The organism is Streptomyces sp. NBC_00162 (assembly GCF_024611995.1).
In the GTDB taxonomy this organism is placed as follows: Bacteria; Actinomycetota; Actinomycetes; order Streptomycetales; family Streptomycetaceae; genus Streptomyces.
Genome location: NZ_CP102509.1, coordinates 6,825,690 through 6,838,892, shown reverse-complemented (window position 1 = coordinate 6,838,892; position 13,203 = coordinate 6,825,690). Strand labels below are relative to the sequence as shown.

Here is a 13,203-nt window from a genome sequence, read left to right as displayed (position 1 = left end):
CTTCGGTCAGGGCGTGTCGAAACGGTCGGGATCGTTGGTACGGCCCACCAGGATCACGACCGACCGCGGGCCGATCAGGTACTTCCCGGCGTTGTCCAGCTCCTGCTCGCTGCCCGGGGTGCGGATGTCGTGCGGTGCCTCGGCCCCCGTGTCGGCGAACAGGTGCCAGCTCCGGCCGCCGGGCAGGGCGGGCAGTTCCAGGTCGTGCGACTCCCAGTGCGAGTTCATGGCCACGTACACCACGTCGTCGTCGCCGGTGCCGCAGCGGGCCACCGCCAGCAGCCGGCTCTCGGCCGACCAGTCGGGCTGCCAGGCCCGCTCCCCGTGCCAGCTGATGTCCGGCAGGCCGAGGTTCTCGCGGACCTGTCCGGTGGGGTGGGAGGTGGAGCGCAGCTCGCGGTGGTGCTTGCGGAAGGCGATCATCTCCCGCGTGAACCGGAGCAGTTCGGCGTTGTCGTCGACCTGGTCCCAGTCGAACCAGGACAGCTCGTTGTCCTGGCAGTACGTGTTGTTGTTGCCCTGCTGGGTCCGGGCGACCTCGTCCCCGGCCAGCAGCATCGGGATGCCCTGGCTGGTGAAGAGGATGGCGAGGGCGTTCTTCATCTGCCGGGTGCGCAGCGCGTTGACCTCGGGATCGTCGGTCGGCCCCTCGGCGCCGCAGTTCCAGCTGGCGTTGTCGTTGCCGCCGTCGTTGTTGCCCTCGCCGTTGGCCTCGTTGTGCTTGTCGTTGTACGAGACGAGGTCGGCCAGGGTGAAACCGTCGTGCGCCGTCAGGAAGTTGACGGACGCCGAGGTCCCGCGGCTGGAGTAGAGGTCCGGCGAGCCGGCGATCCGGGTGGCCAGTTCGCCGGTCACCCCGGGGTCGCCCTTGAGGAAGCTGCGCACGGTGTCGCGGTACTTCCCGTTCCACTCCGCCCAGCGGCCGTACGCCGGGAAGTTGCCGACCTCGTAGAGTCCGCCCGCGTCCCAGGCCTCGGCGATGAGCTTGGTGTGCCGCAGGACCGGGTCGAAGGCGAGCAGCTCCAGGAGCGGCGGGTTGGGCAGCGGGGTGCCGTCCGGGGACCGGCCGAGGATGGCCGCGAGGTCGAAGCGGAAGCCGTCGACGTGGTAGTCGGCGACCCAGTGGCGCAGGCAGTCGAGCACGTAGTTGCGCACGACGGGGTGGTTGCAGTTGACGGTGTTGCCCGTGCCGCTGAAGTTGAAGTAGTACCCCTCGGGCGTGAGCATGTAGTACGTGGCGTTGTCGAGCCCCTTGAAGGAGATCGTCGGGCCCTGCTCGTTGCCTTCCGCGGTGTGGTTGAAGACGACGTCGAGGATGACCTCGATGCCCGCCGCGTGCAGGTCCTTGATCAGGGTGCGGAACTCGTCGCCCTGCATCCCGTACCGCCCGGTGGCCGCGTAGCCGGCCTTCGGCGCGAAGAACGAGACGGTGTTGTAGCCCCAGTAGTCGAAGAGCTTCTCGCCGGTCTCCGGGTTGCTGCGCGGGTTGTCGCTCTCGTCGAACTCGAACACGGGGAGCAGCTCGATGCAGTTGACCCCGAGTTCCTTGAGGTACGGGATCTTCTCGCGCAGCCCCGCGAAGGTGCCGGGGGCGGTGACCCCCGAGGAGGGGTGCCGGGTGAAGCCGCGCACGTGGGTCTCGTAGACGACGAGGTCCTCGGCGGGGATGCCCAGCGGGGTGTCGTCGCCCCAGTCGAAGTCCTGGAGGCAGACGCGGGAGCGGTACTGGTAGCCGCGGCTGTAGTCCGGCTCCACGCCCCACACGTCACGGCCGGCGATCAGCCGGGCGTACGGGTCGGAGAGGATCTGCCGGGCGTCGAAGCGGTGGCCGCTGACCGGGTCGTAGGGGCCGTCGGCCCGGTACCCGTACTCGATGTTCTCGTGGTCGAGGCCGAAGACCGTCATGGCGAAGACGCTGCCGGTGCGGAATTCCTCGGGGAACTCCAGCTCGGCCATCGGCTCGGGCTCTCCGCGCTTGAAGATGACCAGGGTCATGGAGGTGGCCTGGTCGGAGAAGACGGAGAAGCTGACCCCGCCGGGGACCACATTGGCCCCGAAGGGGAACGGTTTGCCGGCGCGGACGCGGTACCCGCCCACCTCGTGGGTCGGGTACGCGTCCACACGCAGGACCTGCTCGGACTGGGCCTCGCTCATCGCGCGGCCTTGGCCTTGGCCTTGGCGGCCGCGGCCGCCGCCTCGCCGGTCTCGAAGAAGTCGAGGAAGCCGGTCGCCGACATGACGAACCGGACTTCCTCGCTCACCCCGTAGAGGGTGACGGCGACGCCGGCGTGCTGCGCTTCGCGGTAGACGACGAGCAGGGTGCGCAGGCCCGCGCTGGAGACGTAGGTGACCGCCGTGAGGTCGATCTTGAGCGGCTTGCCCTCGCGGACCAGCGGCAGCAGGGCCTGGAGCAGCGAGCCGGATGTCTCGCTGTTGATCTCACCGGTGGCGACGAGCACGGTGCCCGTCTTGTTCCGGCGTTCCTTGACGTTGAGAGTCATTGCATTCCCCTCTGGTTGGGGCGCCCCCCGTTGAGCGCTACTTCTTGGCCACTGGACGCAGCCGGACCTTGACCTTCACCCGCCCCTGGACGTCGGGCAGCCGCACGGTCAGGGCATCCGCGTCGAAGTCCGTGTACGGCTTCTCGTCGATCTCGACGGACGCGATCCGTACCGAGCCGGCCGGGAGCAGGTCGGGCGAGACGCGCAGGACGCGGTCGGGCAGGTTGGTCGGGTCGGGCTGGAAGTGGAAGTCCATCTCCCGGCCGTTGATGAGCAGGTTGTTGTAGACGGCGGAGAGGTAGCAGAGCTCCGCCGAGTGGTACATGGACATCGAGTGGCTGCCCTTGAGCCGCTCGGTGCCGAGCAGGTACGGCGTACCGCTGGCGAGCACGTTGAAGTAGACGGCACCCTCGTCGTGGTCGAGGAAGAAGGTGTTGTAGAAGGCCTGCGCCTGCCGGGCCTCGCGCACGTTCGCGTCGCCGCCGACCGTGCCGCCCAGGATGAGGTAGGCGAGGATCGCCTGCTCCTGCTGCCACCAGGCCTTGCGGTCGTGCCAGGCGAAACGATACGTCTCCTCGTCGCCCGACTTGATCCGCTCGACCACGTCGTACCAGCCGCCGCGCTGCACGTCGCTGCCGACCGCCGGCATGATCTCGCCGATCTTCTTGGCGAGCTCCTCGTAGGCCGGCTTGGCCTTCAGCGAGTTCATCCGCATCAGGTTCCAGGCGATCTTCAGGTTGTGGCCGACCACCGCGCGGTTCTGCTGCCAGCTGTGCGCGGTGTCGTGCGACCAGTCGCGGAAGAAGCGCTCCTGGACGAAGGGGCTGTTCTTGTAGTCCGGGAACTTGTCCGCGATGGTGTCGAAGGTGTACTCGAGGAAGTCGGCGTACTTCTGGTCGCCGGTCGCCAGGTACAGGTTGATCAGGTAGGCGGGCGCGTGGTCGCCGACCGAGTTCCAGTTCTTGCGCTCGGCGTTCTCCCCGAGGGACTCGTGGTCGGCGCTGAAGAGGATCGGGTCGATGTGCGAGTAGTAGCCGCCCTGCTCCGCGTCGAAGAAGAACTTGTCGAACAGCCGGATGGTGGCGTCCGCGTCGTTCTTGATCCGGATGTCACCGGTGACCCGGTACGTCTGGATGGGGCCGGCCAGCGCGTAGATCTGCTCGTACATCGGGATCGCGTCGTAGTCGTCGGAGAACTCCGAGGTGAACAGCTTGCGCTCGCTGTCCCCGTCGACGCTGATGCCGTGGTACCAGAAGACCACGTCCTCCTCGCTGTCCACGACCCGCATGTGCTTGCGCAGGTACTCGGTGCCGCGCTCGGCGACCTCCAGGTACTCGTCCTTGCCGGTCAGCAGGTAGGCCGAGGCCATGCCGTAGACCAGGCGGGAGATCGTGTCGGTCTCCTGGACGTGGCTCGCGGTCTTGTCACCGCCGAGCCTGATCTCGGTGCGGTACTCGGTGAAGTCCACCGGCCCGTCGCCGAACTGCGCCCGCTTGTAGAAGTCGGCCAGCGACTCGATCTGCTTGATCCACCAGCTGGGCTCCTCGAAGCGGAAGTCCTCGGCGCCCCGGCCCAGGAACACCAGGCGCTTGGCGTCGTACCGCCCGCCCTGCTCCGGGTAGTGGACCCCGTAGACGAAGAGGAACCGGCCCGGCGACAGCATCTCGTCGATGTGCCCGGAGGCGTCGATGTACGGCTCGTCCAGGTTGCGGACCAGCTCGGCGCTGGGGCCGCCGGCGAGCGAGACGTCGAACCCGCGGCCGTCGGATGTCTTCAGGCGCAGCACGCGCGACGCGGAGTCGAAGCGTTCGACGTAGCCGGCGATCGTGTCGGAGAAGGAGAAGCTCACGGCGTCCGCCATGTCATGCACCGTCCTTGTCGTGAGAGCCCTCGTGAGTGCGGTCGTCCTCGAATCCCTGGCTGACCTCGACGATCACTCCGTCGGGATCGCGGACCCACACGGTCCGCCATCCGCAGATGAAGTCGTCGAAGTCCAGCGGTCCCAGGGTCACTTCGGCCGCGTCGCCCAGCGATGCCAGGAACGCGTCCACGCTGTCGGTCTGAAAGGCCAGGTGGCGCATCCGCCCCGGGGCCTGCGGCCCGTCGTCGTTCGCCGGGCGGGCCGGATCGGCGCCGGCCGCGAAGAGCTCCAGGTACGCGTCCCCCTTGCGCAGGAACACGATCTGGGCCTCTCCGAGGTCGACCACCCGGGCCCGGGTGAAGCCGAAGTACCGGGTGTAGAACTCCTCGGTGGTCTTCTGGTCCGTGCAGTTCAGGCCCACGTGCGACCAGACCATCCGTCCCATCAGCCGGCCCTCCGGCCCCGCTCCGCCGCGACCAGCTCGATGATCCGGCGGGCGAAGAGGTGGTGGTGGGCGCCGGTGCGGCCGGTGACCAGGTCGCCGTCCACCACCACGTCCTCGTCGACGTACTCGGCGCCCATGTTGCGGACGTCGCCGATGAGGTTGTTGTGGCAGACCACCTTGCGGCCCCGGATCTTGTCCGGGATGGAGGAGGCCAGCCACATGCCGTGGCAGATGATCCCCTTGAGGACCGTCGGCTCCGCGAAGGCCCGGCGCAGCAGTTCGGTGGCGGGAGCGAGGACGTCCACGTCCTCGGTGTAGCGCAGCCGGTCGGCGACCATGCCCGAGGGCACGATGATCGCCGCGTACCGGCGCAGCTCCTCGTCGCTCAGCCCCTCCAGGGACTTGTCGGCGGTGAACGGCGCCCGGTACTCGTGACCGGAGAAGGTGATGGAGTCGTTGCCCCACAGCCGGGTCAGGAAGTCGACCTCGGCGCCCTCCTCCGCGAACCGGTGCTGGTAGTAGAAGATCTCCGGCTCGTAGAAGTCGCTCTCGACGAGCACCGCGATCCGGGTCCCGGTCAGCGCGCCCTCGCGCAGCACCACGTCAGGCACGGGAGGCCCCCTTCAGGAAGTCCGCGGCGCGCTCGGCGATCATCGCGATGGCGGTGTGGCAGTTGCCCGACGGGACCGCGGGCATCACGCTGGCGTCGACGACGCGCAGGTTCCGTACGCCGTGCACCCGCAGCTCGGGGTCGACGACGGAGAGGTCGTCGATGCCCATGCGGCAGGAGCCGGCCTGGTGGTGGTAGCTCTCCGACTTCTGCTTCGCGAAGGTGCGCAGGTCTTCGTCGCTCGCGTAGCCGGGTCCGGGCTGGAGCTCCTGCTTGTACCAGGGCGAGAAGGCGGAGGTCGCGAAGATCTCCCGGGCGATCTTGATGCCCTGCACCATGCGCTCCAGGTCCCACCGGTCGCCCAGGTAGTTCGGGTTGATCAGCGGGTGGGCCAGCGGGTCGGCGCTCGCGAGCTTGATCCAGCCGCGCGAGACCGGGCGCACCACCCCGGGCAGGATGGACACCGTGTTGGGGTGGTCCTGGCCGACGATCACGTCGAACGGGACGTGGACGAAGGCGATCTGGAGGTCCGGCGCGGGCAGTCCGGGCTGCGAGGACAGGAACAGAGCGCTCTCCGACAGGTTCTGGGCCGGCGGCGGGAGCTCCTGGGTGACCTCGGCCATCAGCCCGGTCAGCACGTGGTTGTGGAAGTTCTCGCCGACCCCGGGCAGGGCCGCGGTGACCGCGATGCCGTGCTCGCGCAGCTGCTCGGGGTGGCCGATGCCGGAGAGCAACAGCAGCTTCGGCGACTCGATCGCCCCGGCCGCCACGATCACCTCCCGGCGGGCCCGTACGGTGTGCAGCCCGGGCGCCGCCGTGCTGCTGTGACCGTCCCGGACCGTCCGGCCCGGGAACTCGGCGGGGGCCTGGAGCTGGGCGTACTCGACGCCCGTGCAGGTGTCCCCGTCGAAGAGCAGCCGGGTGGACTGCGCGTTGGTGCGCAGCGTCAGGTTGGAGCGGTCGAGCGCGGGCTCCAGGTAGGCGGCGAGCACCCCCTGGCGGCGCCCGTCGGCCACGTCGATGTGGTGCCAGCCGGTGCCGAAGAGGCCGCGCCGGGGCCCGTCGGTGTTGAAGTCGGCGATCTCCTCGTGGCCCAGCTCGACCGCGGCGTCGATGAAGGCGCGCGAGACCGGGTTGGGGCCGTGCCGTCCGGCGTTGGTGATCCGCTGGGGGCCGCGGGTGCCGGTGGTGGCGGCGGTCGCGTCCTCCTGGCCCTCCAGCAGGGCGAAGTACGGGAGCACGTCCTCGTACGCCCAGCCGGCGGCGCCCTGGTAGGCCCAGTTGTCGAAGTCCGAGGCGTGGCCCCGGATGTGCATCATGATGTAGAGGTTGCTGCTGCCGCCGGGGGCCTTGCCGCGCGGTTCGTAGGTGCGGCGGCCGTCCAGGCCGGGCTGCGGGGTGCTGGTGTAGCCCCAGTCCACGGGCCCGCCGAGCAGCTTGTACCAGGAGGACGGGTCGTCGACCTCCGGCGGGATCCGGGAGCCGCCCGCCTCCAGGACGAGGACGGAGACGTCCGGGTCCTCGGAGAGCCGGTTCGCGAGGACACTGCCCGCGGTGCCGGATCCCACGACGATGTAGTCGTACTCTTCCACGCTCATGGGTCCCTCCTCAGCCCTGGCTCAGAACCTGGAAGGGGACGGTGTCGTGGTAGTTCGCCATGTAGGCGATCTTTCCGTCCACGATCCGGAAGAAGTTCATGACGCGGGCCTCGATGGCCTCGCCCGAGGCGCTGACCGCGGTCAGGTGCGAGACGGCGGCGGCCTTCTCCCCGTCCGCGTCGACGATGAAGTGCACGGGCTCGTTCCGGAAGACCCGGTACATGGTGCCCATGCCCTTCATCATCGAGCGCAGGACCTCGAGGCCCTCGATGTGACCGGCGAGCTGCTCGTCCATGACCTGGTCGTCGGCGAACAGGTCGCACCAGCGGTCCCAGTCACCGGCGTTGGCGTACTCGTAGTACTTCTCAAGGATCTGCTCTGCGTCCATCGCGCTCATCCCCCTATCGGTCCCTGCGGGTTCCGTCCGGCGCGAACGGCGCCCAGAACTGGCTGAAGGCGGAGGCCGTGTCGCCGAACAGCCCGTCGCGGCCCTCGACGATCCGGCCGTCCCGCCACCGCATGTAGTGGAAGACCGGGTAGTCCATCCGCTCGTACGGGGACCGGCTGTCCTGGTCCGCGCCGTCGCGCAGGGCGACGTTGCGGCACACGTCGGCGGAACAGTCCTCGCCGACCAGGACCGCTTCCAGGTCCATCCGGAAGGTGCCGCCCGTGAGCTTGTGGGTCTGCCCCATCAGCTCCAGGAAGGCGTCCAGGCTCTCGTACCAGCCGGCGAGCGGGTGGTTGCCCGGCACCAGCCAGCGCAGGTCCTCGGAGTAGTACTCCAGGATGCGCGCCCGGTCGCCGGAGCCGAGGGCGGCGTAGGCCGCCTGGACCCGCTCCCGTGTCACTTCGGTCATCGTCGCTTCTCCTTCGCCGGGGCGGTCAGAGCGAGCCGGAACCGGGCATCGGAGCCAGGTCGTTGACGGTGTACTGCTTGATCAGCGGTCCGTCGGGACCGGCCACCACGGTCCAGGTCTGGTCGGCGTCGAAGCCGAGCCACTCGCTGCGGGCGGCCGGCGGGTCCCAGATCTTGGCCTGCCAGTTGACGAGCACCCGGACGATCGCCCGGTCGCCCTCGATGACGGGCTCCACCTTCGTGACGGTGTGCACCTCGTCGAAGAAGCGGTTGGTGACGGCCTCGTACCAGCGGCCGAAGCCCTGGTGCCCGAGGAAGACGTCCTCGGGGACCTTGAACTCCAGATCCTCGGTGATCAGGGCGAGCACCTGGTCCAGCGGTACGTGCTGGTCCAGCGCCACGTACCAGTCCTCGGCGAAACTGCGGATCGCGTCCTCGGTCAACTGCCGCTCGGCGGGCATGCGGTCTCCTCCTGTTCCGTGCTGCGTGACTGCTCTGGTCAGATCTGGATGTCGACGAGGAACGGACCGGGGTGGGCCAGCATCCGGCTCACGGCCGCGGCCGCCTCGTCCGGCTTCTCCACCCGCATCCCGCTGGCGCCGAGCGACCGCGCGAGCCCGGCGAAGTCGATCTCGGGGTGCGAGAGGTCGAAGGAGCCCGGGAACCCGTGCTCGGGGATGTCCCGCTCCCGCCAGTACTGGGCGATGTTGTCGTCCAGCAGCCGGTACTTGCGGTTGTTGCAGACGACGAACTTGGCGTCGATGCCGTGCCGGGCCGCAGTCCACAGCGCCTGGTACGTGTACATCGAGCCGCCGTCGCCCGCGAAGCCGACGACGAGCCGGTCCGGACGGGCCAGCTTGGCGCCGACCGCGCCCGGGAAGCCCACGCCCAGCGAACCGCCCCGGGTGAGGTGGTAGTCGCCCGGGCGCTCCGCGGGCAGGTACTTCGTGACCAGCGGGGAGGTGGTCAGCGCCTCGTCGAAGACGATCAGGTCTCCGCCGGTGCGCTCGGCCAGGGTCCGCAGGAAGACCGACATCGGCGTGCCGTCGTCGGTCTGCGCCTTTGCCTCGCGGGCCCGTTCCCGGGCCCGTACGTCGATCCGGGCCGCCGCGGCGGCCCGCTGCTGCGGGGTCAGCCGGTGTTCCAGTACGCCGGCCAGCGCGCGCAGCGCCTGCTTGGGATCCGCGGCGAGGCCCAGGTCCACCGGGTGGTTCTTGGCGATCTCATAGGCGTTGAGGTCGATGTGGACGACCTTCGCGCCCTCCCGGAAGGGGCTCTCCAGTTCGGGGAACACCTCCGGGAAGACATAGGTGCCCACGATCAGCACCCCGTCGGCGTGCCCTACGAGGTCCTTGCTGTGCGGGCCGAACATGTGACCCGTCTGGCCCCGCCGCAGCGGGTGCGAGGCCGCGATGTTGACCTCGGAGGAGTCGACCTCGTACACGTCGGCGCCCAGCAGCTCGGCGACGGCGGCCAGTTCGTTCTGCGCCCCGGAGAGCGAGACCCCGTCGCCGATGAGGACGACGGGCCGCTCGGCGGAGGCGAGCAGCTCGGCCGCCCGCCCCACCGAGGCCGGCGAGGGCGCCACGTCCGTGAGCGGCACCGTGGCGGGCAGCACGGGCTCGGAGTTGAGCTCGTCCAGCACGTCCATCGGCAGCGCCACGAACACGGGCCCGCGGGGCGGGGTGAGCGCGATCTTCACGGCCCGCCGGATGGTGCGGAGCACGGAGTTCCGGTCGGTGACCCGGGTCGCGTACTTCGTCACCGGCTTGGCCATCGCCACCAGATCGGACGCCATCTGCGCGTCCATGGCGTCGTAGCGGACCCCGGCGTCACCGGCGACCACGACGAGCGGGGTGTGGCCGCGCAGCGACTGGTAGAGCATCCCGATGCCGTTGCCCAGCCCCACCCCGGAGTGCAGCTGGAGGAGTGCCGCGCCGCCGGTCGCCCGGGCGTATCCGTCGGCGATACCGGCGGCCACGGTCTCCTGGAGAGCGAGGATGTACTGGAAGTCCTCTGCCGCGTCCACCGCGTCGAGGAATCCCTGTTCCACCGTCCCCGGATTTCCGAACATCACATTCAGGCCGTCGGCCTTGAACTGCTCGATCAGCCTTTCCCGTCCGGGAGTGGCTCCGGTATTCATCGAACTCCCCCTCATTCCCACGAGTTGCCGGAATTACCAGCCGTATCGGGTGAGACCGTCCTCGAGGACTTCCACGATCTTCTGTCCCGTGAGGTACGAGTCCGGGGTGGACCGTCCCGTCACGAACGGGAAGTCGACGATGACCGACACGGGCTTTCCGAAATTCCCGTGGTACGCGCCGCGCGGGCCCGTCGCATCACGCAGGATGTACTCCAGCGGGTACGGCGGCGGCCCCATGTTGAAGTCGGTACCGAGGAATCCGGTGCCGTCCTTGTAGTCGTACTCCTTGCAGTGGCCGGTCACGTGCTTGCCCCAGATGATGCTCCTGCGGTCGCTCCAGTCCCGGGCGAAGGCCAGGCAGGCGACCCCGTAGCACTCCGCGGCCACGACCTTGCCGGCCTTCTTGAAGGCCAGGATCAGGGCGTGCACGCGCTCGTTGTTGGCGAGGTCGGCGATCGGGCCGCTGCCGCCGACGATGAGGATCGCGTCGTAGTCGGCGATGTCGGCGTCGATCTTGTCCAGATCGCGGTGGTACTGCTCCAGCTTGGGCAGGTAGCCCGCGTCGCTCGTGTACGGGCGTTCGGGAACCCACGCCTCGATGTCGAGCGGCGAGTCGAGCCGGCTCGACTGCTCGAACTCCCGGCCCAGCCGGGCGTTCTCCTCGGTGGTGACCGAGCGTCCCAGTGGAGGATCGATGTAGTTCGCGTCGAGGCTCGGCGGGAGAGCGTGTGCACGCTTTCCGGTCGGCGTGGCGAATATGACCTCGTAGCCCCGCTCATCGAACTTCGATACGGGCCCTATCAGTTCTTCGGCCCAGTAACCGTGTTCGGAGACAATGACCAGAATCTTTCTGCTCACGTATTCCTCCAGGCGCCGCCTGTTGTCGTTGGCGTCCACCACACTGGCCGCGCCCAGAGCCTGCGTCAAAGCGCCCGTGTGCGACTTCGTGAGGTAGCGGGCCAGGTCATGGGGTCACCTCAGGAAGTCGTCGGCGGACGTCATGAAGTAGCTTCAGGACTACCTGACTTCGGCCGAATCAGTGAACCATTACCAGGGCCCCGATCTATCGTCTGGACGCGCCGTGAATCACGGGCGCGCGGCTGTGTTGTTGACGAGCGTGAGCACGAGGAGAGGGACGGGGACGATGACGATGGACCTGTTGTGCACGCACATCGATCAGATACGTCCGGTGAAGCCCGGGACCGAGGGCTGCGAGGAGTGCCTCATCGCCGGTGACAGCTGGGTACATCTGCGGATGTGCCTCAGCTGCGGGCACGTCGGATGCTGTGATTCCTCGAAGAACCGTCACGCCACCCGGCACTACCGCACGTCCGAGCACCCCATCGCCGCCTCGCACGAGCCCGGCGAGGACTGGGCCTGGTGCTACGCCGACCAGCTGATGCTGGACCCGGCGTGAGCGCGGCCCCCGAGAGCGCGGCCGCCGTGACCGCGGCCGCGACCGAGCGCGCGGAGAACCGCAAGCCCGTCATCCTGGCCGTGGACGACGACCCGCAGGTGCTGCGCGCGGTGCGCCGCGACCTGCGCAGCGCCTACGGAGACCGTTACCGGGTGCTCGGCGCCTCCTCGGCCGCCGACGCCCTGAAGATCCTGGACTCCCTCGACGAACGCGGCCACGACCCGGCGCTGTTCCTCGTGGACCAGCGGATGCCCGACGTCACCGGCGTCGAGTTCCTGCTGGAGGCGGTCAGCCGCTTCCCGGACGCCCGTCGCGTGCTGCTGACCGCGTACGCGGAGACGGACGCGGCGATCACCGCCATCAACCGGGTCCGGCTGGACTACTACCTGCTCAAGCCGTGGGACCCGCCGCACGAGCGGCTCTTCCCGGTCCTGGACGACCTGCTGTCGGACTGGCTGGCCACCTACCGGCCCGCGTACGACGGGATCATCGTCGCCGGCCACCTGGTCTCCCCGGGCACCCACGCCGTGCGGGACTTCTTCACCCGCAACGGCCAGCCGTTCCGGTTCCTCAACGTGGAGCGGGACCCCGAGGCGCTGACCCTGATCGCCGGCCAGCCCGACGCCGCGCTCCCGCTCGTCCGCTTCCCCGACGGAGCGGTGCTCTCCGCCCCGACCGACACCCAGCTCGCACAGCACCTGGGCCTGGTCACCACCGCCTCCCGCCCGCACTACGAGTGCGTCATCGTCGGAGCAGGCCCGGCGGGCCTGGCGGCCGGGGTCTACTCGGCCTCCGAGGGCCTGTCGACGCTGATGCTGGACTCCCGCGCCCCGGGCGGCCAGGCCGGCACCTCCAGCCTGATCGAGAACTACCTGGGCTTCCCGTCGGGCCTCTCGGGCAGCGACCTGACCCGCCGCGCCACCATCCAGGCCTCCCGGTTCGGCGCCGAGATCCTGCACCCGGTGGAGGTCGTCTCGCTGACCCGCGACGACCCGGCGAAGATCCTGATGCTGGCCGACGGCACGGAGATCTCCGCCGAGACGGTCCTCCTGGCCACCGGGGTCTCGTACAACCGCCTCGAGGCCCCCGGCGCGGACCGTTTCGAGGGGGCGGGCCTGTACTACGGCGCGGCGACCACGGAGAGCTCGGCCTGCATCTCGCAGCACGTGTTCATCGTGGGCGGGGCCAACTCGGCCGGCCAGGCCGCGGTGCACTTCGCCAAGTACGCCGCCCGCGTGACGATCCTGGTCCGCGCGGACTCCCTGGACGCGAGCATGTCCCGCTACCTGATCGACGAGATCGACCGCACCCCGAACATCGAGATCAGGGTCCGTACGACGGTGCTCCGGCTGGACGGAGAGGAGCACCTGGAACGGCTGACCCTGCACGACTCGGCGACGGGCGAGGACACCGAGGTCCCGGCCCGCTTCATGTTCACCTTCATCGGCGCCCGCCCGCACACCGACTGGCTCTCGGGCGTCGTCGAGCGCGACGAGTACGGCTTCGTGCTCACCGGCTCGGACCTGATCGCGAACGGCGGCGAGCTCCCGGCGGAGTGGAGCCTGGAGCGCGCCCCCTACCCGCTGGAGACCAGCGTCCCCGGAGTCTTCGCGGCGGGCGACGTCCGCGCCCACTCGGTGAAGCGGGTCGCGTCGGGCGTCGGCGAGGGCGCGATGGCCGTCTCGCTGATCCACCGCTACCGCTCGATGGGCTGAGAGCGAACGCGACCGCGAACGCCTTGCGATCAAGAAGGTATCGGATGCAACGTTGAT

Annotated in this window: 13 protein-coding genes; 2 read left to right on the top strand and 11 right to left on the bottom strand. The window is 69.2% G+C overall.

All coding sequences use genetic code 11. The features are described from left to right. Positions 1-6: 6 nt before the first annotated feature. Genes glgX through JIW86_RS31720 form a run of 11 tightly spaced genes read right to left on the bottom strand, consistent with a single transcriptional unit; the run spans position 7 to position 10,872 of the window. Positions 7-2,154: a glycogen debranching protein GlgX gene (glgX, locus tag JIW86_RS31770; protein WP_257557265.1), complete on the bottom strand. Its 2,148-nt coding sequence runs from the start codon at positions 2,152-2,154 to the stop codon at positions 7-9. Continuing rightward, complete coding sequence (locus JIW86_RS31765) at positions 2,151-2,501, bottom strand: STAS domain-containing protein (RefSeq protein ID WP_215147956.1); 351 nt, start codon at positions 2,499-2,501, stop codon at positions 2,151-2,153. Before JIW86_RS31765 ends, glgX begins: the two co-directional genes overlap by 4 nt. A gap of 37 nt (positions 2,502-2,538) precedes the next feature. Continuing rightward, complete coding sequence (locus JIW86_RS31760) at positions 2,539-4,362, bottom strand: AGE family epimerase/isomerase (protein ID WP_215147954.1); 1,824 nt, start codon at positions 4,360-4,362, stop codon at positions 2,539-2,541. Position 4,363: 1 nt separating this feature from the next. Further along, on the bottom strand, positions 4,364-4,807 hold the full coding sequence (locus tag JIW86_RS31755; RefSeq protein ID WP_257557261.1) for a VOC family protein: 444 nt from the start codon (positions 4,805-4,807) through the stop codon (positions 4,364-4,366). Beyond that, the gene (locus tag JIW86_RS31750; protein ID WP_215147950.1) at positions 4,807-5,418 is read right to left on the bottom strand and encodes a DJ-1/PfpI family protein; all 612 of its coding nucleotides are present in this window, start codon (positions 5,416-5,418) and stop codon (positions 4,807-4,809) included. The genes JIW86_RS31755 and JIW86_RS31750 overlap by 1 nt, the downstream gene beginning before the upstream one ends. Next, complete coding sequence (locus JIW86_RS31745; protein ID WP_215147948.1) at positions 5,411-7,015, bottom strand: GMC family oxidoreductase; 1,605 nt, start codon at positions 7,013-7,015, stop codon at positions 5,411-5,413. The genes JIW86_RS31750 and JIW86_RS31745 overlap by 8 nt, the downstream gene beginning before the upstream one ends. A 10-nt stretch (positions 7,016-7,025) precedes the next feature. Next, positions 7,026-7,403, bottom strand: coding sequence for a nuclear transport factor 2 family protein (locus tag JIW86_RS31740; RefSeq protein ID WP_257557242.1), 378 nt, complete (start codon positions 7,401-7,403; stop codon positions 7,026-7,028). A 13-nt stretch (positions 7,404-7,416) separates the two neighbouring features. Continuing rightward, a complete protein-coding gene (locus JIW86_RS31735; RefSeq protein ID WP_257557241.1) occupies positions 7,417-7,872 on the bottom strand; it encodes a nuclear transport factor 2 family protein in 456 nt (151 codons plus the stop codon). Between the two features lie 25 nt (positions 7,873-7,897). Next, positions 7,898-8,332 (bottom strand): nuclear transport factor 2 family protein, encoded by a 435-nt coding sequence (locus JIW86_RS31730; RefSeq protein ID WP_215147942.1) that lies wholly within the window; start codon positions 8,330-8,332, stop codon positions 7,898-7,900. A 38-nt stretch (positions 8,333-8,370) separates the two neighbouring features. Continuing rightward, positions 8,371-10,014 (bottom strand): thiamine pyrophosphate-binding protein, encoded by a 1,644-nt coding sequence (locus JIW86_RS31725; protein ID WP_257557239.1) that lies wholly within the window; start codon positions 10,012-10,014, stop codon positions 8,371-8,373. Positions 10,015-10,047: 33 nt separating this feature from the next. Further along, positions 10,048-10,872 carry a type 1 glutamine amidotransferase domain-containing protein gene (locus JIW86_RS31720; RefSeq protein WP_257557238.1) on the bottom strand — a complete coding sequence of 275 codons (825 nt, stop codon included), beginning with the start codon at positions 10,870-10,872 and terminating at the stop codon, positions 10,048-10,050. Positions 10,873-11,158: 286 nt separating this feature from the next. Between JIW86_RS31720 and JIW86_RS31715 the strand changes: the two genes are divergently transcribed. Together JIW86_RS31715 and JIW86_RS31710 are read left to right on the top strand one after the other, a co-directional pair. Then, positions 11,159-11,431: a UBP-type zinc finger domain-containing protein gene (locus JIW86_RS31715; RefSeq protein WP_215147936.1), complete on the top strand. Its 273-nt coding sequence runs from the start codon at positions 11,159-11,161 to the stop codon at positions 11,429-11,431. Beyond that, positions 11,428-13,146, top strand: a complete 1,719-nt coding sequence (locus JIW86_RS31710; RefSeq protein ID WP_257557236.1) for an FAD-dependent oxidoreductase — start codon at positions 11,428-11,430, stop codon at positions 13,144-13,146. The genes JIW86_RS31715 and JIW86_RS31710 overlap by 4 nt, the downstream gene beginning before the upstream one ends. Positions 13,147-13,203: the final 57 nt, after the last annotated feature.

Bases quoted from the DNA above. Each gene is read 5' to 3' on its own strand.
- JIW86_RS31715 (WP_215147936.1), top strand. From the start codon at position 11,159: ATGACGATGGACCTGTTGTGCACGCACATCGATCAGATACGTCCGGTG.
- JIW86_RS31725 (WP_257557239.1), bottom strand. From the start codon at position 10,014: ATGAATACCGGAGCCACTCCCGGACGGGAAAGGCTGATCGAGCAGTTC.
- JIW86_RS31730 (WP_215147942.1), bottom strand. From the start codon at position 8,332: ATGCCCGCCGAGCGGCAGTTGACCGAGGACGCGATCCGCAGTTTCGCC.
- JIW86_RS31735 (WP_257557241.1), bottom strand. From the start codon at position 7,872: ATGACCGAAGTGACACGGGAGCGGGTCCAGGCGGCCTACGCCGCCCTC.
- JIW86_RS31760 (WP_215147954.1), bottom strand. From the start codon at position 4,362: ATGGCGGACGCCGTGAGCTTCTCCTTCTCCGACACGATCGCCGGCTAC.
- JIW86_RS31745 (WP_215147948.1), bottom strand. From the start codon at position 7,015: ATGAGCGTGGAAGAGTACGACTACATCGTCGTGGGATCCGGCACCGCG.
- JIW86_RS31740 (WP_257557242.1), bottom strand. From the start codon at position 7,403: ATGGACGCAGAGCAGATCCTTGAGAAGTACTACGAGTACGCCAACGCC.
- glgX (WP_257557265.1), bottom strand. From the start codon at position 2,154: ATGAGCGAGGCCCAGTCCGAGCAGGTCCTGCGTGTGGACGCGTACCCG.
- JIW86_RS31765 (WP_215147956.1), bottom strand. From the start codon at position 2,501: ATGACTCTCAACGTCAAGGAACGCCGGAACAAGACGGGCACCGTGCTC.
- JIW86_RS31755 (WP_257557261.1), bottom strand. From the start codon at position 4,807: ATGGGACGGATGGTCTGGTCGCACGTGGGCCTGAACTGCACGGACCAG.